Here is a 24721-nt window from a genome sequence, read left to right on the forward strand (position 1 = left end):
TCAGGTCCGTCCGATCTTTCGGGCCTTGTTGGCATCGTGCCACCACAGGGCGGGGGTGCCGAGGCTGTATTTGGGCAGGTCGCGCGGGCGGCCGTACATGTCCCAGAGCGCGAGGCGGTGCTGGGCGCCGTACCACATCGGCACCCAGTAGCGGCCGGCGCGCAGCACCCGGTCGAGGGCCCGGCAGGCGGTGGTGAGGTCGGCCCGGGAGGCGGCATCGGCGATGCGGTCGAGCATCGCGTCGGCCGCCGGGTTCTCGATGCCGGCGAGGTTCTGCGAGCCCGGCACCTTGGCGGCCCGGCTGCCATAGACCTCGCGCAAGCCGGCGCCCGGGGTGACCGAGCCGCCGAACCGGGTCGAGACCACGTCGAAATCGAAATCCTTGAGCCGCGCCTGGTACTGCGCCGCATCGACGAGGCGCGAGCTCGCCCGGATGCCGATGAGGCTCAGGTTCTTGATGTAGGATTGCAGCAGCGGCTGGAAGACCGGCGAGGAATCCAGGAACTCGAAGGCGAGGGGCTGGCCGTCCGGCAGCTTCATTACCCCGCCATCGCGGGTGCAGCCGGCCTGGCGCAGCAGCGTGTCGGCCCGGCGCAGGAGCGCCCGGTCCTGGCCCGACCCGTCCGAGCGCGGCGGCGAGACGGGCTCGCCGAACACCTCGTCGGGGACCTTCCCCCGGAACGGTTCGAGCAGCGCCAGCTCTTCCGGCGACGGCATGCCCTCCGCCTTCAGGTCGGAATTCTCGAAGAACGAGGCGGTGCGCCTGTAGGCGCCGTACATCAGGTTCTGGTTCGACCACTCGAAGTCGAAGGCGAGCCCGATCGCCTCGCGGATGCGGGAATCGCGGAAGACAGCCCGGCGGGTGTTGAGGAACCAGCCTTGCGTGCCGGACGGCGTGTGGTCCGGCACCGTCTCGCGCTTGACCCGGCCTTCCTGGGCGGCCGGAAAATCGTAGCCGGTGGCCCAGACGCGGGAGGTGAATTCCTCGCGCCAGGTGAAGGTGCCGGCCTTGAACGCCTCGAACGCCACGTCGCGATCGCGAAAATACTCGTAGCGGATTTCACCGAAATTATTCTGGCCGATCGAGACCGGCAGGTCGGCGCCCCAGTAATCGGCGACGCGCTCGAAGGCGATGAAGCGGCCGACCTCGAACCGGGCGACCCGGTAGGCGCCGGAGCCGAGCGGCGGCTCCAGGGTCGAGGCCTCGAAGTCGCGGCCCCGGTAATAGGCTTCCGAAAAGATCGGCAGGTCGGCGACGATCAGCGGCAGGTCGCGGCTGCGGCCGGGGGCGAAGCGCACCACCACCGCGTCGTCGCCGTCCGGGCTCGCCCCTGCCACGTCGCGGAGCACCGCGGCGATCTGGGGGTGGCCCTTCTCCTTGAGCGTCATGATCGAGAAGGCGACGTCGCGAGCGGTGAGCCGCGAGCCGTCGTGGAAGCGCGCCTGCGGGCGTAAACTGAAACGGTAGGCCAACCCGTCGTCGCTCACCGAGACGCTGCGGGCGACGAGGCCGTAGACGGCATCCGGCTCGTCGAGGGCCCGGACCATCAGGCTGTCGAAGGTCAGGTCCATGCCGGCGGCGCCATCGCCCTTCAGCACGTAGATGTTGAGGGTGTTGAAGGTCTCGAAGGCCTGGTTGCCGGTGGTGGTCGAGAGCTGCGCCGAGAAGGTGCCGCCCTTCGGCGCGAGCGGCTCGACGTAGTCGAAGCGCGGGAAGCCGGCCGGGTATTTCAGGTCGCCGAAGCTCGACAGGCCGTGGCGCTCGGGCGTTTGCGCGCGGGCCGGGAGGCGGGCGGCCAGCAAGGCCGCCCCGCTCGCCGCCAGGAAGCTGCGCCGGCGCATCACCGCGCCGCCCCGGTCTTGGCGGCGAGCGCGGGGTCGTACCACCAGGTCGTCGGGAAGCCCGAGGCGCCGTATTTCGGCAGCACGGCCGGATGGGCGAAGCGGTTCCAGCGCAGGGTCCGCGACACCGGCGAGGACCATTGCGGCACCACGAAATCGTGGGCCAGCAGCACCCGGTCGAGCGCCCGGGTCGCCGCCACCAGATCCTCGCGGTCGCCGGCATAGATCACCTTGTCGATGAGCGCGTCGATGCCCGGATCCTTGATGCCCGCCACGTTGCGCGAGCCCGGCCGGTCGGCGGCGGCCGAGCCCCAGAAATCGCGCTGCTCGTTGCCCGGCGACAGCGATTCGGCCCAGCTGTTGAGCGCCAGCGCGTCGAAGTCGAAGCTGCGGACGAGGTTCTGGTACTGGGCCGGATCGACCACCCGCAACGACACCTTGAGGCCGACGCGCTCCAACGCCGCGCGATAGGGCAGCACCACCCGCTCGGCCGAGTTGTCGTAGCCCAGGAACTCGACCGTGAAGGGCTGGCCGGTCGCCTTCTCGACCATCTGGTTGCCGCGGATCTCGTAGCCCGCCTCCTGGAACAGGCGCACCGCCTCGCGAAGATTGGCGCGCACCGCCTCGGGGCTGCCGTTGACCGGGTTCTTGTAGGGGGTGGTGAAGACGGAGGCCGGGACCTTGTCCTTGACGCTCTCCAGGATCGCCCGCTCGCGCCCCTCCGGCAGGCCGGACGAGGCCAATTCGGTGCCGAAGAAGTACGAATCGACCCGCTTGTAGAGCCCGTAGAACAGGGTGCGGTTCATCTCCTCGAAGTCGAAGGCGAGGTTGAAGGCCCGGCGCACCCGCGCATCGGCAAACTTCTTGCGCCGCAGGTTGAGGGTGAAGGCCTGCATAATGCCCATGCCGGCCTGCGGAAATTCCTCCTTGACGATCCGGCCCTCGCGCACGGCCGGGAAGCCGTCATACGCGGTGGCCCAGTTGCGGGCGATGTTCTCGGTGCGCCAGTCGAACTGGTCGGCCTTGAACGCCTCGATCATCACCGTCGCATCGCGAAAATACTCGGCGCGCTGGGTGTCGAAGTTGTTGGCGCCCCGGTTCACGGCTAAGTCGCGGCCCCAGTAATCCGGCACCCGCTCGTAGGTCGCGGTGCGGCCGGCATCGAAGCGGGCGAGCCGGTAGGGCCCGGAGCCGAGCGGGATCTCCAGCGTCGTCTCGGTCGGGTTGCGGGTCTTTCCGCTCGCGTCCTTGCCCTGCCACCAGTGCTTGGGCAGCACCGGCAGCTGGCCGACGATCTGGGGCAATTCGCGGTTGCCCTTCTCCGCGAAGGTGAAGGTCACCTCGTGCGGGCCGGTCGCCTCGGCCTTCGTCACGTTGTGGTAATAGGCGGCGTATTGCGGGCTGTTCTCCTTCAGCACGTCGAACGAGAACACCACGTCGTCCGGCGTGATCGGCTTGCCGTCGTGCCAGCGCGCCTCCGGCCGCAGGCGGTAGGCGACGCTGCCGAGATCCGCGGCCGGCCTCACGCCGTCGGCGACGAGGCCGTAATAGGTCGAGGCCTCGTCCTGCGCCTGGGCGAGCAAGGTGTCGTAGATCAGCGGGATCTGGCTCTCGAGGTCGCCCTTCACCCCGGCGACGATCATGTTGAAATTGTCGAACGAGCCTTGCGAGCCGAACCGCACCAGCCCGCCCTTAGGGGCATCGGGGTTCGCGTAGTCGAAATGCGTGAAGCCCGCCGGGTATTTCGGCTCGCCGAGGAGCGACAGGCCGTGGCGCCAGCCGTCGCCGGTGGTGCCGCCTGCCGCAAGCGCTCCCTGCGCTTGTGCGCGGGACACTCGAGCCCCGGCCGGCAGGCCGGCGAGGCTCAGGAAGGCAAGGGCGGTGCGGCGAGTGAGGGGGCGTGCGATCACGCGGGGCGATCCTCCATGTGGAAAAGGTCTCCCCGTTCTAGGTCGCGGGAGGCGGCTCCGCCAACCCGGGCGCGTCGGCGCAGGGGCCCCTCACGCAAAAAGGCCCGGCTCTCGACGGGCCCACAGACGAAAAAGGCCGGGCTATCGCCCGGCCTCGTGCCCATGCGGTGATCGCGACGCCGCTCAGGGCTTCGGGAAATCGACCGGCTTGTCGGAGAGGGTGCGCAGATAGGCCAGGATGTCGGCCCGCTCGGCGCCCGAGGGCACGCCGGCGAAGGCCATGATGGTGCCCTGCACGAAAGCCTTCGGCCCGTGGATGAAGTGGTCCAGGTCCTCGTAGGTCCAGTTGCCGCCCTTCGCCTTCATGGCGGCGGAGTAATTGAAGCCTTCGTGGCTGCCCTTCGGCCGCTCGACGACGCCGTACAGGTCCGGGCCGACCTTGTTCGGGCCGCCCTTCTCGAAGCTGTGGCAGGCCATGCACTTCTTGGCCGCGGCCTGGCCCTTGGTGGCGTCGGCGCTGGCGAGGCGGACCGGCAGCGGCTCCTCCTTGGCGGCGGCGGGCGCCGCGGCGCCGGCGTTCTCCTCGGCAGCGGGCAGCGCGTAGCCGCGATCACCCGCCGGCTTCGGCTTGTAGATCAGCTCGGCCAGGAACCCCGTCCCTATCGCGAGGAGCAGGGCGCCGAGCACTGCGCCGGCGATCTTGTTAAGCTCGAAGGAATCCATGTGTCGGCAGCTCCGATGCTCCGGTGAGCAGGGGCGATTCGAGAAGCGGCCCGTCCCCACGCCGCTCTGAAGGTCCGCCGGTGCTTAGCCGTTCTGCGACACCGTTGACAATGGCTCTAAACATCGTCGGTTCGTCGCAGAGCGCCGGCGTGTGGACCGTGCCACGGTGCCCGGGCGCCCGCCCGCCATGACAAGCCCGGCCGGCACTGCTAAGAGCCGCGGCTTGCCGGACGAATCCGTCATCCACAGAGCAAATCCCGCACGGCCCCGAATCATCCCCCCATGTCCGATCCGCTCGTCCTGATCCCCGCCCGCCTCGCGGCGACCCGCCTGCCCGAAAAGCCGCTGGCCGACATCGCCGGCGCGCCGATGATCGTGCATGTCTGGCGCCGGGCGATCGAGGCCGGCATCGGCCCGGTGGTGGTCTGCACCGACACGGCCGCGATCGTGCAGGCGGTGGAAGCCGTGGGCGGCCTCGCGGTGATGACCCGGCCCGACCACCCGTCCGGCTCCGATCGTCTGGCCGAGGCCCTGGAGGTGATCGACCCGGAGGGGCGCCACGACGTGGTGGTGAACGTGCAGGGCGACCTGCCGACCATCGACCCGGCGGCGATCGCCGCCGCGGTCGTGCCGCTCTCCGACCGTGCGGTCGACATCGCGACGCTGTGTGCCGTCATCACCCGGCCCGAGGAGCGGACGGAGCCCAGCGTCGTCAAGCTGGTCGGCTCCGAGATCGGCCCGAAGCGGCTGCGGGCGCTCTACTTCACCCGCGCCACGGCGCCGTACGGCGACGGCCCGCTCCTGCACCATATCGGCCTCTACGCCTATCGCCGCCGGGCGCTTGAGCGCTTCGTGTCCCTGCCGCCGAGCCCGCTCGAGCTGCGCGAGAAGCTCGAGCAGCTCCGCGCACTGGAAGCCGGCATGCGGATCGACGCCGTGGTGGTCGACGACGTGCCGCTCGGCGTCGACACGCCGCACGATCTCGAACGCGCCCGGGCCATCCTGGCCGCCCGGCGCCTGAACTGACCCCCGAAAGCACGTCCGCGATGAACCGAACGATCTCCTACCAGGGCGAGCCCGGCGCCAACTCGCACATCATCATCCAGGAGGCCTATCCGGACTGGACGCCACTGCCCTGCGCCACCTTCGAGGACGCGCTGACGGCGGTGCAGGACGGTGCGGCGGCGCTCGGCATGATCCCGATCGAGAACTCGATCGCCGGCCGCGTCGCCGACATCCACCACATGCTGCCCGCGTCCGGCCTCCACATCGTCGGCGAGCAGTTCCTGCCGATCCACTTCCAGCTCATGGCCCTGCCGGGCGTGAAGCTGGAGGAGATCCGCACCGTGCACAGCCACGTCCACGCGCTCGGCCAGTGCCGCAAGATCATCCGGCGCCTCGGCCTCAAGGCGGTCGTCGCGCCCGACACAGCCGGCGCCGCCCGCCAGGTGTCGGAGGCCGGCGACCGCTCGCGCGCCTCGCTCTCGCCGCGGCTCGCCGGCGAGATCTACGGCCTCTCCATCCTGGAGGAGGATGTCGAGGACGAGGCCCACAACACCACCCGCTTCGTCGTGCTCTCCCGCGAGCCGGTGGTGCCGCCGGTGGATGCGGGCCCGACGGTGACGAGCTTCATGTTCCGGGTGCGCAACATCCCGGCCGCGCTCTACAAGGCGCTCGGGGGCTTCGCCACGAACGGCGTCAACATGACCAAGCTGGAGAGCTACATGGTCGAGGGCCAGTTCACCGCGACCCAGTTCTACGCCGAGGTCGACGGCCATCCGGACGAACCGGGCTTGCGCCGTGCGCTCGACGAGCTGGCCTATTTCTCGAACGCGTTCCGGATCATCGGGACCTATCCGGCCCATCCGTTCCGGGAGAGCGCGCGGCCGCCGGCGGAGTGAGGCGTCCGGGGGTTATTTTCTAGTCCCTCGATCATACCCACAGGGTCGTCCCGGGGCTCGGCGCACGCGAGAACCCGGGATCCAGGACCGCGGAGTATGCAGAACGAAGCGGGCTGCATCCCGGATCTTTCTGTCGGACCCGCGGTTCTGGATTCCGGGCTCCGCTGCGCAGCCCCGGAAGGACCCGGAGGGTGTGGTCATTGCTGAGCCTTGTCGGCGAGACTTCAGATCAGAAGTCCGCCAAGGTCGGATACAGATCGTCCCAAGAGCGGATTGAAGTCCTCGATCAACCGCACCTTCCAATCGCGCCGCCACTTTTTGAGCATCTTCTCGCGCGCGATCGCTTCTTGCACTCGCTCGTAGGCTTCGTACCAGACCAGACGCGTGACTCCGTACCTGGCGGTGAAACTGGCATGACCCTGGCTGCGGTGCTCGTGGGCACGGCGAGCGAGATCGTTGGTGACACCGATGTAGAGAGTGCCGTGCTGTGCGCTCGCCATCATATAGACGTGGTAAACCATGGATTGCGCCGATCCCCTTCCGCAATCCAGGAACAACCTACCATCGTCATTCCCTCAGTGTCATTCCGGGGCCGCGTAAGCGGAGCCCGGAATCCAGAATCGCACGTGGTTCTTCAGATAAGCTGTTCGCGTTCCGCCCTGTTCTTCCAAAACTGAGTGTCTGGATTCCGGGCTCCGCTGCGCGGCCCCGGAATGACGCCGAGGATGGGGTGATCGGGGCCTGAAACACGTTTGCCCCTCAAAACAACGACCCCTGCGCCTCGCTCCTGGGCTCCGGCGCGGGCAGCGCCGGCCCATCCTCGTCCAGCCGCAGCAGCTCCGCCCCGTCGTTGCGTACGTCGTTCACCCGCCGGCTCGCGGGAGCCAAGTCCAGCCACTCCTCCGGCGCCGGGCGGCACAGGGCAGCGGCCCGCCCGGCATCCACGTCCCGCATGTCGAGCCAGGCATTCACCCCCTCCGGCGACAGGATCGCCGGCATGCGCTCGTGGATGCCGGCCAGCAGTCCGTTGGCACCGCAGGTGACGATCGCCGCGGTGTCGATCTCCGAGCCGTTGCTGCTGCTCCAGGTCTCCCACAGGCCGGCGAGCGCCATCGGCCGGCCGTCGGCGCGGCGGATGGCGTAGGGCGCCTGGCCCCGGGGCCCGCCGCGGCGCCACTCGTAGAAGCCGTCCGCCAGAAAGATGCAGCGCCGGTAGCGCAGGGCATTGCGAAAGCTCGGCTTCTCGGAAGCGGTCTCGATCCGGGCGTTGATGACGAGGGGGAAGTCGTCCGGGTCCTTGACCCAGGCCGGCAGAAAGCCCCAGCGCATCAGAACGAAGCGCCGCCGCCCGTGCTCGGAGGTCACCACCGCTACCGGCTGGGTCGGCGCCACGTTGTGGCGGGCCGGGAAGTTCGGCCGGTCGTCGTAGCCGTAGGCCTCGCGAAATGTGTCGGGCGAGGAGGTGGCGAAGAAGCGGCCGCACATCCCTGTGCCCCCTACAGCCAGCGTTTCCAGCGGAAGAAGGCGTAGGGCAGGATGGCTGCCACCACCATCATCACCACCGCCATCGGGTAGCCGAATCCCCAGTCGAGTTCCGGCATCACCTTGAAGTTCATGCCGTACATCGAGGCGATCAGGGTCGGCGGCATGAACACCACCGCCATGACCGAGAACAGCTTGATGATATTGTTCTGCTCGAGGTTGACGAGGCCGAGCGTGGCGTCGAGCAGGAACTGGATCTTTCCCGACAGGAAGCTCGCATGCTCCTCGAGCGACTGGAGGTCGCGCAGGGTCGAGCGGATTTCCTCGCGGACCTCGCGCGGGGCCTTGCTGGCCCGGTAGCTTGCCGAGAGCGAGAGCAGGATGCGCTCGACCGACACCAGGCTCTCGCGCTGCTGCGACAGCAGCTCGTTGTGGCGCCCGAGCGCCCGCAGGGTGTCCTGCAATTCGGCGTTGCGGGCACTCGGATCGGAATGCTCGGCGAAGATCCGGCGCGAGAGCCGGTCGATGCGCTCGCCCTGGAGCTGGAGCACGTCGGCGGCGCGGTCGATGATGGTCTCGATCAGCCCGGCCAGGATCGCCTCGCCGGCCAGCATCACCCCAGCCGGCCGCGCCGCCCGGTGGACGAACATCCGGAACGCCTGCGGATCGTCGTAGCGCACCGTGGCGAGCTTGTTGTCGCGCAGGATGAAGGTGACGCCGGTGAGCATCGCGTCGTCGGTATCGACCCGGCACAGGAGCCGCCCGGTCATGTAGCGGGCGCCGTTCTCGACGTAGAGCAATTCGGACGGCTCGATGTCCTGCATCTCCTCCCGGGTCGGGATCGAGATGCCGAGGAACGCCTCGACCTTGTGGTCCTCCTGGCGGGTCGGCTCGATCAGGTCGATCCAGAGCGCGTCCGGCGGGATCGGCTCGGACATCTCGAGCAGGCGCCGCTCGAGGAGCGGCTGACCGGTGCTGGCGCAGGCATTCGGCTGATGGACGAAGATCAAGGGACGGTCTCTGGCGAGGGCGGGAGAGGCCTTCTGGCCCGGCCGCTTGAAGGCTCCGTGACAGCTAGGTCACGGGCGCCCCGCTTGTCGATGACGCCCGGTCCACAGCCGTCCGTGTTTTCGCTCGAAGGTGCTCTCACCCAGCGTCAGGCCTCCGGTGCCGGCTCGGCCTCGCCCTCCCCGGCCGGCGGCTGGCAGACGTCGATCCATTCGGCCCCGGTCAACGCCGCCATGCGCTCCGGCGTGACCCGCACGGCGCTGTTGGGGGAGCCGGCCGCCGGTACCACTTCGTCGAAAGCCTTCAGGCTGACGTCGCAATAGACCGGCAGCGGCGTGGCGAGGCCGAACGGGCAGACCCCGCCGACGGGGTGCCCGGTGATCGCCTCGACCTCGTCGGGCCCGAGCATCCGCGGCTTGACCCCGAACGCGGCCTTCGCCTTGCGGTTGTCGAGGCGGGCGTCGCCCCGCGCCACCAGCAGCACCACCCGCTCGCCGAGGCGCAGCGACAGGGTCTTGGCGATGCGGGCCGGCTCGACGCCGTGGGCCGCTGCCGCAAGCGCCACGGTGGCGGAACTCGCCTCGGTCTCCAGGACGGTGAGGTCGGGCGCGCGGGCGGCGAGGTCGGCCTTCACGGAAGCGAGGCTCATCGGCGGGCGGTCCCGCGCGGCGGGAGGGAGGCGGTCACGGACGGGCTCTCACGGTTCGAGGGGGCCGGTCCGGCTCCCCTCGCCCGGCGCGGCCACGCGCGCAAGCGTCAAGTTGCGTCCCTACATGATGTCCGGGTAACCCGAAAGACGAAGGGACGCAGGGTCGCGGGCGCGTTCGCCACGCCCGCGATCGGGCTCAATAGCGCGGGCCGCCGGTGGTGTTGCCGAGCTGCTGCTGGTAGCCCGGGCGCGACGGGTTGCGGGCGTTCGGGTCGCCGGCCCGCATGTGGTTGCGGCGCATGTGCCGGCGCATGTGGCGGTCGTGCCGCTTCATGTGGCGATAGTGGTAGTGGCGGCGCATGGCGACGTGCTCGACGGTCGATTCCGACCCGGCCACGGCCGAGGCGGGGCCGGTCACGGCGGCCGAGGCCGGGGTCAGGGCGAGACCGCCCAGCAGCACGCTCGCCGCCAGGGCCAGGGTCAGGGACTTCATCGAGGCATTCTCCGAACGGTGGCCCCCTCGGCCAACCTGTGCATCAAGCGTTCGTCTCGCACCCGGTTCCGCTGCGGCACGAGAAATCCTCGGGAAACTTTTCGGCTCCGATCCCGCGGCCGGGCTGAGTCGGTCGGCCGGGGGCGCATCGGGTCCGGGCTTGCGCCGCCCGGCGGGCTCCGCCATCCCGGCGCCCATGCGCTCCGTCCCTTCCCTGCCGATCGATGCCGTCCTCGGCGACCTCGCGACGCTCCTTTCGGACCCCGCCGGCCGGCCCAACGCGGTGCTGGTGGCGCCGCCGGGGGCCGGCAAGACCACCCGGGTGCCGCTCGCCCTGCTGGAGGCGCCCTGGCGCGGCGACCGCCGCATCATTCTCCTGGAACCGCGCCGCCTCGCCGCCCGGGCGGCCGCCGAGCGCATGGCCGCGACCCTGGGGGAGGCGGTCGGCGAGACGGTGGGCCTGCGGGTCCGCCTCGGCTCCAAGGTCTCGGCCCGCACCCGGATCGAGGTCGTCACCGAGGGCGTCTTCGCCCGGATGATCCTGGACGATCCGGAGCTCGACGGCATCGCCGCGGTGCTGTTCGACGAGTTCCACGAGCGCTCCCTCGACGCCGATCTCGGCCTGGCCCTGGCGCTCGACGCGCAAGGGGCCTTGCGGGAGGATCTGCGGCTTCTCGCGATGTCGGCGACGATCGACGGCGCCCGGGTCGCGGCCCTGATGGGCGACGCCCCGGTGATCCTGTCCGAGGGCCGGGCCTTCCCGGTCGAGACCCGCCACATCGATCGCGACCCGCAGGGCCGGATCGAGGACGCGGTGACCGATGCGGTGATGCGGGCGCTGCGGGCCGAGCCGGGCTCGGTCCTCGCCTTCCTGCCCGGCCAGGCCGAGATCCGCCGCACCGAGGAGCGCCTGAGCGAGCGCCTGAGCGATTTTTCCGATGTCGACCTCGCTCCGCTCTACGGCGCCCTCGACCGGGCCGAGCAGGACCGGGCGGTGCGGCCGAGCCCGGCGGGGCGGCGCAAGGTGGTGCTCGCCACCTCGATCGCCGAGACCTCGCTCACCATCGAGGGGGTGCGGGTGGTGGTCGATTCCGGCCTCGCCCGGGTGCCGGTCTACGAGCCGGATCTGGGTCTCACCCGCCTCGTCACCCAGCGGGCCTCCCGCGCCTCCATCGACCAGCGCCGGGGCCGCGCCGGCCGCACCCAGGCGGGCGTGTGCTACCGGCTGTGGCCGGAGGCCGCCACCGGTGCGCTCGATCCCTTCACCCGGCCCGAGATCCTGGCCGCCGACCTCGCCGGGCTGGTGCTCGACTGCGCCGCCTGGGGGGTCGCCGACCCGACTACCCTGCCCTTCCTCGATCCGCCCCCGGCTCCGGCCCTCGCCGAGGCGCGCGCGCTGCTCTGCGGCCTCGATGCCCTCGACGGCGACGGCCGTCTGACCGCGTCGGGCCGGGCGTTGCGCGCCCTCCCGCTGCCGCCGCGCCTCGCCCGCATGGTGGTGAGCGCCGCCGCGCGCGGGCGGGACGCGGCGCGGCACGCCGCCGACGTCGCGGCCGTGCTGGTGGAGCGCGGCCTCGGCGGCGACGCGCCGGACCTCACCGACCGGGTCGAGCGCTACCGGCGCGACCGTTCGGGACGGGCCGAGGACATGCGCCGCCTCGCCGCCGGCTGGGCGAGGTTGGCCGGCCAGTTCGCCGTGCCGACGGTCGAGTCCACCGGCTCCGCCGAGGCGCCGGATACCGGCACGCTGCTGGCGCTGGCCTATCCCGACCGGATCGCCCGGGCCCGGGGCAAGCCCGGCGAGTACGTCCTCGCCAACGGCCGCGGCGCCGCCCTCGACCCCGCCGCCGCGCTCGCCCGCGAGCCTTTCCTGGCCGTGGCCGAGATCGTCGGCAAGGCCTCGTCGGCGCGCATCCTGGCCGCGGCGCCGATCGCCCTCCCCGCCATCGAGGCGCTGTTTTCCGACCGGATCGAGGCCCGCACCCGGGTCGAGTTCGACGCGGAAGCGCGGGCCTTGCGCGCCCGGGCCCAGCGCCGCCTCGGTGCCGTCTCGCTGGCCGAGCGGATCCTGCCGGTCCCGACCGACGCCGACAGCGCCGCGATCCTCGCCCGCGGCCTCGCCGGCCTCGGCATCGGCGCCCTGCCCTGGTCGAAGGCGGCGCAGCAATGGCGCGAGCGGGTGATGTTTCTGCGCAAAGCCGAGGGCGAGCCCTGGCCCGACCTTTCGGATACCCACCTCGCCGAGACCCTGCCCGACTGGCTCGGACCGCATCTGACCGGACTCACCCGCCTCGACGAGATCGGCGCCGACCGGCTCTCGGAGGCCCTGCACGACCTCCTGCCCTGGTCCCTGCGCGCCCGCCTCGACGCCGAGGCGCCGACCCATCTCGAAGTGCCGACCGGCTCGCGCATCCCGGTCGACTACGCCGCCGAGGGCGGTCCGGCGCTCGCCGTGCGGGTGCAGGAGCTGTTCGGCCTCACCCGCCACCCGACCATCGGCGGCGGCCGCGTGCCCCTGGTGCTCCACCTGCTCTCGCCGGCCCAGCGCCCGATCCAGATCACCCGCGACCTGCCGGGCTTCTGGCGCGGCTCCTGGGGCGCGGTGCGCGCCGACATGCGCGGCCAGTACCCCCGCCACCCCTGGCCCGAGGACCCGACCACCGCCCCGCCGACCCGGCGGGCGAAGCCCAGGGGGACTTGATGAAGGGACTTGATTAGGGAGCACGCGTAGAGCATCACGTTTGGGATTAAAATTATCGTTTTACAGAAATTATTTTTCGTGCGACCAGGATCTTCTGGAGGCACGCCCATGCCCTACGCCGTCGCCCCGTCGCCCCTGCCGGAGGACGAGCCCGCCTCCCGGATACGGCTCCGCCATCTCTCGACCTGGCTCGACCGGCTCTGTGCCGTTCTCATCGTCCTGATGACGGCGTTCGGAGGCGCGGTCCTGATCCTCGGGCTCGTCTGCAGTGGTGCCTTCTTGTGGCTCGCGCCAGATGCCGCCTATCTCGGTGCGGCGCCGGAGGGTGTCGCCGGGCTGGTCCCGTTCGGCTCGCTGCCCTGGCCGACCCGCCTCGCCTATGCGACGAAGTTCGTCCTCGGGCAGATGCCCCTTCTCCTCGCTCTGGCAGCCTTGCGCCGGCTGTTGTGCGGCTTTGGCGAAGGCGCGACCTTTGCAGCGCTCCAGGCAGATCGCCTGCGCCGGATCGCGCTCTGGCTCGTCACCGCAGCCTTGGCACCGGCCCTCGGCGAAATCCTGGTCGCAGCGGTCGGCCACGGCGTAGACCGGGCCTGGTTCCATGCCGGCTCGGCCTACATCCTCCTCGTCGCCGCCCTGCTCGGCGTCCTTGAAGCCTTGCTACGCGTCGGCGCTGCGGTCGAGCGCGACCGGGACGGCTTCGTCTGATGCCAATAATTGTGCGCCTCGACGTGATGCTGGCGCAGCGCAAGCGGCGCGGCAAGGACCTCGCCCGCGCCATCGGCATGACCGAGGCGAACCTGTCGCTGCTCAAGTCCGGCAAGGTTCAAGGCGTCCGCTTCGCCACCCTGGCGGCCCTGTGCCGCGAACTCGATTGCCGGCCGGGCGACCTCCTCGACTTCGTACCCGACGAGGAATCCGGCGAGGCTACACCCGACCTCAGCCGGGCCGGGTGACCGATATCTCGCCTCCATTTCGAGCCACGCCGCCGGCGCTGCGGCGACCGGAGATGTGCGCATGCGAACCTCCTTCCCGTCCTTCACCAAGCTCCTGGCCGCCCTTCTTGCCGCTTGCACCGCATCCTGCCATCCGCCGGCTCGGAAGGACGACATCGCCACCGGCAGGGTAGCCGTGACCTGGCCCCCCGGCCCCGTCCGGCCGGTGACGCTGCCGCTAGTGCAGGCCTCGCATCGCTGGCTCATCGATCTCGTCTTCCTACGGCCGGACGGCAGCGAGCGGCGAGCGCTGGCCTGGGTCAATCTCGGGATGCCGTCCCCGGTCCTGTCGCGGGCGCTCTTCCGCGATCTGGGTCTCGATCAGGGCTGCGACCTCGCGTTCCGCCTCGGCGCCGCCACGGTCCGGCTCGCCGGGAGTTCCGTGGTGGACGGCCCGCGCCTCCCGGGCGGTCAGGATCTGCTGGCGCAGATCTTCGCCCCGCGTCCGGTTGAGGCGGTTCTGCCCGCGGGCGTGCTGCGGGCCTTCGCGGTCGCCCTCGATCCGGCCGCTGGGACATTGACCCTCGGGCTCTCCGGCAGCCTGCCGGCCCGCGGCGTCGCGGTGCCGGTGGCGATCGTCCCGGAGAGCGGCCTTGTCACCGCCGAAGCTGCGGTCGCCAATGAGCGGCTGACCCTCGTCCTCGATCCCGGCGCCTCCTATACCTGGCTGCGTGGCCGCACGGCCGCATCGTGGCGCGAGCGTCATCCAAATTGGGAGCGGGCGCAGGGTGCCGTCGGACGCAGTGCAATTGCGATGGTGGATCTCGGGCTGGAACAAGAGGGCACGGTCCTGCGCCTCCCCGAGATGGCACTCGGGCCTCTGGTGCTGCCGGAGGTCGGCGCGCTTGCGACCGGCCCCCTCGGCGGAGCCGTCGCCGAGGCGGCCCTGGGGGAGATCTTCTGGGACACCTGGCAGAAGCCGGCGGGCCGACAGGTCGACGGCTGGCTCGGCAACAACGTCCTCGGCGACGGTCGCCTGACCATCGACTACGCCGCCGGCTGGGCCCGGTTCGAGCGTCAGCGCCGACCCGATCCGAACGACCTCGACGGGATCGGCCTTACCCTCGTGAGGCACGACGAGGGTTACGCCGTCGGCCGGGTCGTGACGCGGGCCGGTTTCTCCCTCGTCGATGGCGCCGCGCCGGGAGACGTCCTGCGCCGGGTCGATGGCCGCCCGATTGCCGGGCTCGCACCCGACGCCGTCCTCTCCGCCCTATCGGGCCGGGCGGGCACCCGTCGCCGCCTCGATCTGGAGCGGGACGGCGTTCCGCTCCAGATCGAGGCCGAGGCGGCCTCGTTCCGGTAAAGGAAGCGGGTGGAGTGAGTCACGTCACCGCACCGTCGGCCAAGCCGATCCGCAGGTAGCGGGTCCGCCAGTCCTACAACCCGCGAAAGGAAATCGCAGCGAATTTGTGAGAGTCATGGCCGGCCAGAAGAAGACCGCGTGATGCTGCCAGACGATCTCGACATCTTCGCCGCCGACTGGGTCTGGGAGACCGATGCAGACCTGCGGCTGACGAACGTGCGCGGGCGCTACGCGGCGCTGACCGGGGAAGTCGAGCCGGTCGGGCGTTCCTGGCCGGGGCTCGCCGGTGACGAACCGGTCGATGACGGGCCGCTGCGGCGGCCGGTGCCGTTCCGCGACCTGGTCCTGCCGCACCGGCATCGGGACGGGCGAATCCGCTGGTTCCGGTTCGGCGGTGCGCCGCGTCTCGCAGCGGACGGGACGATCGCGGGCTGGCACGGGAACTGCGCCGAGCTATCCGGACCGGCGGTGGCGCAAATCGAGGCGGCGCGGCTTTGCGAGGAGCAGACGCGACGCTTCGAGGCGGTGGTGGCGAACATGCCGATCGGCGTCAGCCTGTTCGACGCCGACCTGCGGCTGATCGCCGTGAACGGGCGGCTTCACGAGATCTTCGGCCTGCCGCCGGAGCTTCTGCGCCTCGGCACACCGCTCGAGCACATGATCCGCACCAGCGCCGGCAGCGGCAACTACCCGCAGATGAACCCCGACGAGGCTTGGGCCTATGCGTCGGCGCGCATCGCGCAGCGGGTCCGCCTGCAGCGCGAGCGGCAGCTGCCGGGCGGCGTCCTGCTCAAGACCACCATCGTGCCGCTGCCGGACGGCAGCACCCTGGTGGTCCACGAGGATGCGACCGACCGGGCGCGGGCCGATGCGCGGCTGGCCGAGCAGAAGAACCGCCTCGACCACGCGCTCACCCACATGTCGCACGGGCTCGTCCTGTTCGACGCCGATCACCGGGTGACCGTCGTCAACCGGCAGTTCCTCGACCTCTACGGCCTGTCGGCCGAGACGGTGCATCCGGGCATCACCGCCGAGGAGCTGATCCACCGCCGCACCGAGGCCGGCAACTTCCCGGGTCTCTCCCCGGAGGAGGCCTGGCGCCAGGTGCGCGAGCGGCTGGCGACCCGCGCCCGCTACCGGCTCGACCAGACCCTCGTCGACGGGCGGGTCATCGCCGTGACCTACGCGCCGACCCCCGAGGGCGGCTTCGTGACGGTGCACGAGGATGTCACGGCCGCCAAGCGGGCCGAGGCGCAGATCGTCCACATGGCCCGCCACGACGCCCTGACCGGCCTGCCCAACCGCGCGCTGCTGCACGAGGGACTGGCCGAGGCGCTGGCCAGGAGCCCTGCGGCGCGGGGCGGCGCCACGGCGGTCCTCTGCCTCGACCTCGACCGCTTCAAGAACGTCAACGACACCCTCGGCCACGCCGTCGGCGACAAGCTGCTGCGCCAGGTCACCACCCGCCTCACCGCCGCGACCTGCGACGAGGCGGAGGCCGGCCACGCCACCCTGGCCCGGCTCGGCGGCGACGAGTTCGCGGTGATCCTGCACCCGACCTCGCGCTTCAAGGCCGGGCGCCTCGCCGCCCGGCTGATCGAGGCGGTCGCGCGCGACTACGAGATCGACGGCAAGCGCGTCGCGGTGGGCCTCAGCATCGGGATCGCGCTCGCGCCGACGGACGCCCGGGATTCGGAAGGGCTCCTGCGGGCCGCCGACATGGCGCTCTACCGCGCCAAGGCCGAAGGGCGGGGCGTCCATCGCTTCTTCGAGCCCGCCATGGACGTGGCGATCCAGGCCCGGCGCGGCGTCGAGCTCGACCTCCGGGCGGCGCTCGCCGAGCAGCAATTCGCCCTGGCGTTCCAGCCCTTCCTCGGCCTGTCGGACAACCGGATCGCCGGATTCGAGGCCCTGGTGCGCTGGCATCACCCGATCCGCGGCGTGGTGAGCCCCGCCGCCTTCGTGCCGATCGCCGAGGAGACCGGCATGATCGTGCCTTTGGGCGAGTGGGTCCTGCGCCAGGCCTGCCGCGAGGCGGCGCGCTGGCCGGACGCCGTCCGGGTCTCGGTCAACCTCTCGCCGGTGCAGTTCCGCAGCGGCGACATCGACGCCACGGTGATCGCGGCGCTCCGCGACGCCGGTCTCGACCCGCACCGGCTCGAACTGGAGATCACCGAGGGCGTGCTCCTGCAGGACAACGCCTCGACCGTCGCCATGCTGCACCGGCTGAAGGGGATCGGCGTGCGCATCGCCATGGACGATTTCGGCACCGGCTACTCGTCGCTCGGCTACCTGCGCGCCTTCCCATTCGACAAGATCAAGATCGACCGCGCCTTCGTGGCCGACCTCTCGGTGCGACCCGACGCGCTGGCCATCGTCCGGGCGGTGACGACGCTCGCCGACAGCATGGGCATGTCCACCACCGCCGAGGGCGTCGAGACGGAGGAACAACTGGCCCACCTGCGCGGGGCGGGCTGCACCGAGGTGCAGGGCTACCTCATCAGCCGGCCGGTCCCGGCCGACGCGGTGGCGCCGATGCTGATGGGAGACAGCGTGGCGAGGGTGCGCCGACGCGTCTGAAGCCCTCGCGGTCATCCCGGGCCGCGCTGCGCGGCCCGGGATGAATGGTCTTGGAGCCGTTGCGGGAGACGCGCCGTCCCTGCCCCTCAGTGCCGCAGGCCCGGTGCCTCGCGCCCGGTCTTCTCGACGTATTCCGAATACCCGCCGCCATATTTGTGGATGCCGTCCGGCGTCAGCTCCAGCACCCGGTTCGACAGGGCGGCGAGGAAGTGCCGGTCGTGCGAGACGAACAGCATCGTGCCCTCGTACTGGGCGAGCGCGGCGATCAGCATGTCCTTGGTGCCGACGTCGAGGTGGTTGGTCGGCTCGTCGAGGACGAGGAAGTTCGGCGGGTCGTAGAGCATGCGGGCCATGGCGAGACGGGCCTTCTCGCCGCCCGACAGCACCCGGCACCGCTTCTCGACGTCGTCGCCCGAGAAGCCGAAGCAGCCGGCGAGGGTGCGCAAGGACCCCTGCCCCGCCTGCGGGAAGGAGTCCTCCAGAAACTCGAACACCGTGCGCTCGCCGTCGAGCGTGTCCATGGCGTGCTGGGCGAAGTAGCCGAGCTTGACGCTGGCGCCGATCGTCACGATGCCCGAATCCGGCGCGGTGGTGCCGGTGGCGAGCTTGAGCAGCGTCGACTTGCCGGCGCCGTTGACGCCCATCACGCACCAGCGCTCCTTGCGGCGGATCCCGAAATCGAGGCCTTCGTAGATCGTGCGGCTGCCGTAGCGCTTGTCCACGGATTTCAGGCTGATCACGTCGTCGCCGGAGCGCGGCGCGGCGGGGAAGTCGAAGGCCACGCTCTGGCGGCGCCGGGGCGGCTCGACCCGCTCGATCTTGTCGAGCTTCTTCACCCGGCTCTGCACCTGGGCGGCGTGCGACGCGCGCGCCTTGAAGCGCTCGATGAACTTGATCTCCTTGGCCAGCATCGCCTGCTGGCGCTCGAACTGCGCCTGCTGCTGCGCCTCGTTCTGCGCGCGTTGCTGCTCGTAGAAGGCGTAGTCGCCGGAATAGGTGGTGAGCGAGCCGGCATCGATCTCGATGATCTTGCCGACGATCCGGTTCATGAAGGCCCGGTCGTGCGAGGTCATCAGCAGGGCGCCGTCGAAGCCCTTGAGGAAATCCTCGAGCCAGATCAGGCTCTCGAGGTCGAGGTGGTTGCTCGGCTCGTCGAGCAGCATCACGTCGGGGTTCATCAGGAGGATGCGGGCGAGGGCCACGCGCATCTTCCAGCCGCCCGACAGGGCGCCGACATCGCCCTCGATCATCTCGGGCGAGAAGCTCAGGCCCGCCAGCACCTCGTGCGCCCGGCCCTCGAGCGCATAGCCGCCGAGTTCCTCGAACCGCCCCTGCACCTCGCCGTAGCGCTCGACCAGGGCCTCCATCTCGTCGGCCCGGTCGGGATCGGCGAGCGCGGTCTCGATCTCGCGCAGTTCCGCGGCGATCTCGCTCACGGGACCTGCGCCGTCCATCACCTCGGACAGGACCGAGCGGCCGGCCATCTCGCCGACATCCTGGCTGAAATACCCGATGGTGATGCCGCGATCGGCCGAGACCTGGCCCTCGTCGGGCTGCTCCTCGCCGGTGATCATCCGGAACAGGGTGGTCTTGCCGGCGCCGTTCGGGCCGACGAGCCCGACCTTCTCGCCGCGCTGCAACGCCGCCGAAGCCTCGATGAAGAGGAGCTGGTTGCCGTTCTGCTTGCCGATCTTGTCGAGGCGGATCATGGGAGGCGGACGTCCGAAGTGAGGGCGCGCCGGATCGCGCGCCATGTCGTTGGATACGCATGCCACGGATTCGTGGCGGCGTGGTGTCGGGCGGGATTCTCGACCGGCTGATGCCGTCGTCACGCTTCATCCCATCCACGACCTCATCCTGAGGTCGGGAATGGGATGAAGCGTCGATAGGGCGCTCAGTCTCTCGCGCCGCCCCGCCCGTCGACCACGTCGATGGCGGCCCGGAAGGCGGCGTCGGCGTCGAGCACCGTGGTGTCGAGCACCACCGCATCCTCGGCCACCCGCAGGGGCGCCGCGTCGCGGTCGGCGTCGCGGGCGTCGCGGCGCAGGATGTCGGAGAGCACCGCCTCGTACGCGACCGCCTCGCCGCGTCCGCCGAGCTCCCGGTGGCGGCGGCGGGCGCGCTCCTCGGCGGAAGCGGTCACGAACAGCTTCACGGCGGCATCCGGGCAGACCACGGTGCCGATGTCGCGCCCGTCGAGCACGGCGCCTTCGGCCGAGCCGGCGAAGCGGCGCTGCCAGTCGAGGAGCGCGGCGCGCACCGCGGCTTGCGCCGAGACGATCGAGGCCGCCTCGCCCATGGCGGCACCGCGCAGGCGCGGATCGGCGAGGAAGGCCGGTTCGAGCCCTCGCGCCGCGGCGGCGGCGGCCTTCGCGTCCGCGAGGTCGCGATTCGCGTCGAGGAGCGTCAGCGCCACCGCCCGGTAAAGCAGGCCGGTATCGAGGTGCGGCAGCCGGTAATGCGCCGCAAGACGCTTGGCGAGCGTGCCCTTGCCGGAGGCCGCAGGCCCGTCGATCGCGATGACCATCGGCCCGTTCATGCCGGGAAGGCGGCGCCGAGCGCCCGCATGTCGGAGAGGAAGGCGGGATAGCTCGTGGCGATCATCGCGCCGTCATCGACCGTCACCGGCCTGTGTGCGGCCATGCCAAGCACGAGGAACGCCATGGCGATGCGGTGGTCGAGATGGGTCTCGACCGTGCCGCCGCCCGCAGGCGCCGATCCATCGCCGTGGACGATCAGGTCGTCGCCCTCGACCAGGTGGGAGACGCCGTTGGCCTTCAAGCCCGCCGCCACCGCGGCGAGGCGATCGGATTCCTTGACCCGCAATTCGTGCAGGCCCTGCATCCGGGTGGTGCCTTCCGCGCAAGCCGCCGCCACCGCGAGCACCGGGTATTCGTCGATCATCGCCGGCGCCCGCTCGGGCGGCACCGTGACGCCCTTCAGGCGGCTGTGGCGCACCCGCAGGTCGGCGACGGTCTCGCCGCCCTCCTCGCGCTCGTTCAGCCGCTCGATGTCGCCGCCCATCTCGAGCAGCGTGGTGAGGAGGCCGGTGCGCAGGGGATTCATCATCACCCCCTCGATCACCACCTCGGAGCCCGGGACGATCAGGCCGGCGACCAGCGCGAAGGCGGCCGAGGACGGATCGGCCGGCACCACCACGTCGGTGGCGGTGAGGGTCGGCTGGCCGGTGAGCGCGATGCGCCGGCCGTGGCCGCCGGGGCCGATCGCCTCGACCTCGACGGTGGCGCCGAACAGGCGCAGCATCCGCTCGGTGTGGTCGCGGGTCGCGGCCGCCTCCACCACCGTGGTGATTCCGGGCGCGTTGAGCCCGGCGAGCAGCACCGCCGACTTCACCTGCGCCGAGGCGACCGGGCTGTCATAGGTGATCGGCACCGCCTCGCGGGGACCGCGCAGGGTGAGCGGCACCCGGCCGCCCTCGGCCTGCTCCACCACCGTGACGCCCATCTGCACCAGCGGATCGAGGATCCGGCGCATCGGCCGCTTGCGCAAGGAGGCGTCGCCGTCGAAGGTCGCGGTCACGGGATGGCCGCCGACCACGCCCATCATCAGCCGCGAGCCGGTGCCGGCATTGCCGAAATCGAGCACGCCCGCCGGATCGGTCAGGCCGCCGACCCCGACGCCGCGTACCCGCCAGCGCCCCTCCCCGTCGCGATCGATGCCGGCGCCGAGCGCCCTGGCGGCGGCGGCGGTGCGCAGAACGTCGTCGCCTTCGAGCAGGCCCTCGATCCGGGTCTCGCCGAGGCTGAGCAGGCCGAGGATGATCGCCCGGTGCGAGATCGACTTGTCGCCGGGCGGCCGCAGCCGGCCCCGCAGGGCCGTCCCGGCCTGGGCGGTGATCGGGGACGGAGTGGAATCGTGCGACACGGGCAGACGGCCTGATTCTCGAGAACCGCGAAGAAGCGCGGGAAAACGGCCGGGTCGTTACCATGCGGGCGCCGCGCCGTCATCCGCCGGCCCGACAGGTATTTGACAGGGCTGGCAGGCGCGACTAACCGGACCCACTCTTAACGACATCGACAGGAACGAAACGACCGTGGCCAGACCGGAACTCGGCTTGAAGCGCCAGTGCATGAGCTGCGGCGCGAAGTTCTACGACCTCAGCAGGGACCCTGCCGTGTGCCCGAAATGCGGCACCGTCTATCAGGTCGCCGCCCTCACCTCATCGCGCGTCCCCGCGCCGGCGATCGCCAACCGCGCCCCGCGCGAGGAGGAGACCGAGGAGGAGGCCGGCGCCCCCGAGATGGTCTCCCTCGACGAGGTCGAGGCCGCCGAGGACGGCGCCGACGTCTCGGTCGACGACGACGATGCCGACGTGGCCGATGCCGGCGGCGACGACGACACCTTCCTGGAGGAGGACGAGGAAAGCGGCGACGACGTCTCCGACCTGATCGACGGCGACATCGAGAACGACGAGGAATCCTGATCCTCTCGGAGGGCGGACGACGGCGGCGCAGGACCGCCGCCGTCACAACCCCCTCAGATCACTGCGGAATTCGCGGCAGTCACGAAAACTTCGCGAAGACCCGCCCCGAGGGCTTGTGTCCGGCGCCACACCCTCATATACCGCCGCTCACCGGCGGCGCCCTCCCCGAGGGCACGGTCGGTTCCGGGACGGATCCCATACGTCCTGCAGCGTGGGGCTTTAGCTCAGCTGGGAGAGCGCCTGCATGGCATGCAGGAGGTCAGCGGTTCGATCCCGCTAAGCTCCACCAAATCTTCCCAGGCTGTGCCGGGGTTGATCCGATCGCGCTGAGCGATCACCGATGACGAGACCCGCAGGCATTCCCAGTGCCGCGGCTGACGGATGGGGCTTTAGCTCAGCTGGGAGAGCGCCTGCATGGCATGCAGGAGGTCAGCGGTTCGATCCCGCTAAGCTCCACCAAATCTTCCCAGGCTGTGCCGGGGTTGATCCGATCGTGCTGAGCGATCGCCGATGACGAGACCCGCAGGCATTCCCAGTGCCGCGGTTGAAGGATGGGGCTTTAGCTCAGCTGGGAGAGCGCCTGCATGGCATGCAGGAGGTCAGCGGTTCGATCCCGCTAAGCTCCACCATCTCCCCCCTCGCTCGAACCGAATGGCAGGAGAGGTCGCCTCGGCGGCCTTTTTGCGTTGCGCTGCGTATCCCGGGAGCGGTGTACCGCCCGCCCCGGAGCACGATCTGCGCCCTCCGAACGGAGACCCGTCGAAGCACTCACCCGATATCCTGTTTCACGGCCGCTGCCTCCGCCTTCTCGCCTGCCCGCAACGAAACGGTGACGGATGCGGGTTGGACGAGCGGCGCTCCCGTCCTCCCTCGAAACCTGCGCATAACCCCGGGCCGCCCTGACAGTGGGCATGTGCCCCAACTGCCGGCGGGCTGTGCGGCCCCCTTCGGTTGTGCGACGCAGCGACAGTCTCGCGAAAATACAGTTATGCAATTTGTAGCGTCGATCACCGCATTTGAATAAATTAGAAACAACTACGATAAATTTTGCCATAATTGTTACAATCTTTAACGTTTTCGCAGCTGACGCTGCGACGCAGCGCACGCGATTTATGGGCTTCTCGTCAGATTTTTTGCTGGCCGGTCAGCCGGTATCATTTAAAAGTATTTACAAACCGAAATATCTAATCTTTAAAGCAATGGTAGGATTAATCCGTTTGGGATCATGTTCGAACACAAACGATATCGGGCCCTTCCCCTGTTGCAGCGAGTCAACAAAGTTCAACCGGCGGTGGATACCCGGATTGAAGAAGCAGATTACCCTTGGTAATATGATTCCCGGCGGAAGCGTGAGCGAGGGGAATTGGATGTTGACGGAGGCGCAGTGGGCCATACTCGTGCCATTGCTCGAAGGCTGCAGGCCTCGCGGCAAGACGCAGCCTCACGATCTCAAGCGGACCATCGACGCGATCCTCTGGCGGCACTGGCACGATACCAATTGGCGCGCCGTCCCGGCGCATTACGGCCCGTGGTGGATGGCGGCCCAGACCTTCATCCGCTGGTCCCGCCTCGGCGTCTGGGAACAGCTCCTGGCCCGCCTCGAACGCTACTTCGAGGAAAGCGGCCTGCCGGTTCCGGGGATCGACCACGACGAGTACGCCTATGGCGGTGCCCGCAAGAAGGAGCTGCAGGACAGCGAGTTGCAGGTGCGCCAGATCGCCAACATGCTGCTGAGCCTGCAGAAGCAGGCCGCGGTGGCCTGAGGGCAGCCGCCACGGCGGGAGGCGGCCCGGACATCCGAATTCCGCACCGCCCGGCAAGGAGGAAAGCCGCCCGATATTCGTCGCCGTCAACGGCGTCCGTCTCGTCGTCGACGTCGGGAATGCCGAGCCCGTTCCCGCGGGCGGCACGATGCGGGAGAAGCCGGCCCTGCCGCTCCTGCATGACGGCCCGGGCTTCGACCACGGCGCCCGCGCGGTCCCGTCCTGGTCATGGGCGGTGCGTACGATTCGCCGGTGGCGCCCTCCGTCAGCGAGACACTCGTCGCCGCCTTGCCGCCCGACCACGTGCGCTTCGGAGGTTTCGCGGAAAGCGGCCACAACCTGTTCGGCGACGAGCCGGAGTGCGCCTTCGCGGTCTTGCGGGAGTTCATCGCGGCAGCGTGAACCGGCAACGTCAGGTGCGTCCGCCTGATCCGTTCGGTGAAGGTCGCGCGCATCTCCCTGACCCGTGCGGGAGAGGGGTGTGCGGACCGGAGAGGCCGCACGAGGGGCGGCGGTCGGGGAACAGGCGCAGAACGTCCCGCGGCCGGCACGACACGCTTCGGCGGAGCGCCGTCCCTCGACGGGGGCGACGACCTCGGGTATTCGGCCAGGATAGCGGCGCGGATTCGTTTTGGATGTGAATGATGTTTAGGCGTGCGCGCAGAGCCAATTTTATTGTAACCGCTCTTACATTCGGCGTGCTCGGTTGTGTGCCGGCGTCTTCGAAGGAAAATTTGGACAGATCTGATCGAGAAGCAATATCGCTGTTCGATCACATCATATCGACGGACAAAAAATTTTTCACGGCCTGCACGATATCGGATAAATGGCTTGTTTATTCTGTTTTTGGCCAAACTGTGCGGACTTACATGAAATACCCGGTCCGTGGCGACCTTTCTCCTCCGCATCATATGACGGTCCCCAAAG

The 24721-nt window shown here is 70.0% G+C and carries 21 protein-coding genes and 3 tRNA genes; 13 read left to right on the forward strand and 11 right to left on the reverse strand.

The features are described from left to right. The 3 genes from AC3AOF_RS14345 to AC3AOF_RS14355 all read right to left on the reverse strand — a co-directional run bounded on the left by AC3AOF_RS14345 (nt 1) and on the right by AC3AOF_RS14355 (nt 4475). The gene (locus AC3AOF_RS14345; RefSeq protein WP_488348993.1) at nt 1-1842 is read right to left on the reverse strand and encodes an extracellular solute-binding protein; all 1842 of its coding nucleotides are present in this window, start codon (nt 1840-1842) and stop codon (nt 1-3) included. After that, complete coding sequence (locus AC3AOF_RS14350) at nt 1842-3752, reverse strand: extracellular solute-binding protein (RefSeq protein ID WP_488348886.1); 1911 nt, start codon at nt 3750-3752, stop codon at nt 1842-1844. Before AC3AOF_RS14350 ends, AC3AOF_RS14345 begins: the two co-directional genes overlap by 1 nt. A 183-nt stretch (nt 3753-3935) precedes the next feature. Then, complete coding sequence (locus AC3AOF_RS14355; protein ID WP_236990166.1) at nt 3936-4475, reverse strand: c-type cytochrome; 540 nt, start codon at nt 4473-4475, stop codon at nt 3936-3938. 282 nt (nt 4476-4757) lie between these two features. Here AC3AOF_RS14355 and AC3AOF_RS14360 point away from each other — a divergent pair, with 282 nt between their 5' ends. Continuing rightward, nucleotides 4758-5501 (forward strand): 3-deoxy-manno-octulosonate cytidylyltransferase, encoded by a 744-nt coding sequence (locus AC3AOF_RS14360; protein ID WP_236990165.1) that lies wholly within the window; start codon nt 4758-4760, stop codon nt 5499-5501. A 20-nt stretch (nt 5502-5521) separates the two neighbouring features. Then, complete coding sequence (locus tag AC3AOF_RS14365) at nt 5522-6376, forward strand: prephenate dehydratase (RefSeq protein ID WP_488348887.1); 855 nt, start codon at nt 5522-5524, stop codon at nt 6374-6376. A 224-nt stretch (nt 6377-6600) separates the two neighbouring features. Here the strand turns inward: AC3AOF_RS14365 and AC3AOF_RS14370 are convergent, their stop codons facing one another. The 5 genes from AC3AOF_RS14370 to AC3AOF_RS14390 form a co-directional block, all read right to left on the reverse strand. Further along, entirely contained in the window at nt 6601-6897 is a 297-nt protein-coding gene (locus tag AC3AOF_RS14370; RefSeq protein WP_488348888.1) for a GIY-YIG nuclease family protein, read from the reverse strand. 238 nt (nt 6898-7135) lie between these two features. Next, on the reverse strand, nt 7136-7861 hold the full coding sequence (locus AC3AOF_RS14375; RefSeq protein WP_488348889.1) for an SOS response-associated peptidase: 726 nt from the start codon (nt 7859-7861) through the stop codon (nt 7136-7138). An 11-nt stretch (nt 7862-7872) separates the two neighbouring features. Beyond that, nucleotides 7873-8868 carry a magnesium/cobalt transporter CorA gene (gene corA, locus AC3AOF_RS14380; RefSeq protein ID WP_236990161.1) on the reverse strand — a complete coding sequence of 332 codons (996 nt, stop codon included), beginning with the start codon at nt 8866-8868 and terminating at the stop codon, nt 7873-7875. Between the two features lie 146 nt (nt 8869-9014). Next, the gene (locus AC3AOF_RS14385; protein ID WP_488348890.1) at nt 9015-9515 is read right to left on the reverse strand and encodes a YbaK/EbsC family protein; all 501 of its coding nucleotides are present in this window, start codon (nt 9513-9515) and stop codon (nt 9015-9017) included. A 196-nt stretch (nt 9516-9711) separates the two neighbouring features. After that, nucleotides 9712-10008: a hypothetical protein gene (locus tag AC3AOF_RS14390; RefSeq protein WP_236990159.1), complete on the reverse strand. Its 297-nt coding sequence runs from the start codon at nt 10006-10008 to the stop codon at nt 9712-9714. Between the two features lie 196 nt (nt 10009-10204). Here AC3AOF_RS14390 and hrpB point away from each other — a divergent pair, with 196 nt between their 5' ends. The 5 genes from hrpB (at nt 10205) to AC3AOF_RS14415 (ending at nt 17587) form a co-directional block, all read left to right on the forward strand. After that, complete coding sequence (gene hrpB / locus AC3AOF_RS14395; RefSeq protein WP_488348891.1) at nt 10205-12709, forward strand: ATP-dependent helicase HrpB; 2505 nt, start codon at nt 10205-10207, stop codon at nt 12707-12709. A gap of 108 nt (nt 12710-12817) precedes the next feature. Beyond that, the gene (locus AC3AOF_RS14400) at nt 12818-13414 is read left to right on the forward strand and encodes a hypothetical protein (RefSeq protein ID WP_236990157.1); all 597 of its coding nucleotides are present in this window, start codon (nt 12818-12820) and stop codon (nt 13412-13414) included. Beyond that, nucleotides 13414-13662: a helix-turn-helix domain-containing protein gene (locus AC3AOF_RS14405; RefSeq protein ID WP_236990156.1), complete on the forward strand. Its 249-nt coding sequence runs from the start codon at nt 13414-13416 to the stop codon at nt 13660-13662. Before AC3AOF_RS14400 ends, AC3AOF_RS14405 begins: the two co-directional genes overlap by 1 nt. A gap of 61 nt (nt 13663-13723) precedes the next feature. Beyond that, nucleotides 13724-15007 (forward strand): peptide-binding protein, encoded by a 1284-nt coding sequence (locus AC3AOF_RS14410; protein ID WP_236990155.1) that lies wholly within the window; start codon nt 13724-13726, stop codon nt 15005-15007. Between the two features lie 141 nt (nt 15008-15148). Further along, the gene (locus tag AC3AOF_RS14415; RefSeq protein ID WP_488348892.1) at nt 15149-17587 is read left to right on the forward strand and encodes a putative bifunctional diguanylate cyclase/phosphodiesterase; all 2439 of its coding nucleotides are present in this window, start codon (nt 15149-15151) and stop codon (nt 17585-17587) included. Nucleotides 17588-17673: 86 nt separating this feature from the next. On the opposite strand, the gene AC3AOF_RS14420 is transcribed toward AC3AOF_RS14415, so the two are convergent. The 3 genes from AC3AOF_RS14420 to aroA form a co-directional block, all read right to left on the reverse strand. Continuing rightward, on the reverse strand, nt 17674-19296 hold the full coding sequence (locus AC3AOF_RS14420) for an ABC-F family ATP-binding cassette domain-containing protein (RefSeq protein WP_488348893.1): 1623 nt from the start codon (nt 19294-19296) through the stop codon (nt 17674-17676). 185 nt (nt 19297-19481) lie between these two features. After that, entirely contained in the window at nt 19482-20114 is a 633-nt protein-coding gene (cmk, locus tag AC3AOF_RS14425; RefSeq protein WP_488348894.1) for a (d)CMP kinase, read from the reverse strand. 8 nt (nt 20115-20122) lie between these two features. Continuing rightward, a complete protein-coding gene (gene aroA, locus AC3AOF_RS14430) occupies nt 20123-21472 on the reverse strand; it encodes a 3-phosphoshikimate 1-carboxyvinyltransferase (protein WP_488348895.1) in 1350 nt (449 codons plus the stop codon). 169 nt (nt 21473-21641) lie between these two features. On the opposite strand from aroA, the gene AC3AOF_RS14435 reads away from it, so the two are divergent. The 6 genes from AC3AOF_RS14435 (at nt 21642) to AC3AOF_RS14460 (ending at nt 24196) form a co-directional block, all read left to right on the forward strand. Then, the gene (locus AC3AOF_RS14435; RefSeq protein ID WP_236990150.1) at nt 21642-22031 is read left to right on the forward strand and encodes a TIGR02300 family protein; all 390 of its coding nucleotides are present in this window, start codon (nt 21642-21644) and stop codon (nt 22029-22031) included. A 213-nt stretch (nt 22032-22244) separates the two neighbouring features. Beyond that, a tRNA-Ala gene (locus AC3AOF_RS14440) sits at nt 22245-22320 on the forward strand. 94 nt (nt 22321-22414) lie between these two features. Continuing rightward, a tRNA-Ala gene (locus AC3AOF_RS14445) sits at nt 22415-22490 on the forward strand. Nucleotides 22491-22584: 94 nt separating this feature from the next. After that, a tRNA-Ala gene (locus AC3AOF_RS14450) sits at nt 22585-22660 on the forward strand. 768 nt (nt 22661-23428) lie between these two features. Next, the gene (locus AC3AOF_RS14455) at nt 23429-23794 is read left to right on the forward strand and encodes a transposase (RefSeq protein ID WP_488348896.1); all 366 of its coding nucleotides are present in this window, start codon (nt 23429-23431) and stop codon (nt 23792-23794) included. Between the two features lie 252 nt (nt 23795-24046). Continuing rightward, nucleotides 24047-24196, forward strand: coding sequence for a hypothetical protein (locus tag AC3AOF_RS14460; protein WP_236990149.1), 150 nt, complete (start codon nt 24047-24049; stop codon nt 24194-24196). Nucleotides 24197-24721: the final 525 nt, after the last annotated feature.

It is taken from the genome of Methylobacterium sp. 142-1Y, from assembly GCF_057747795.1.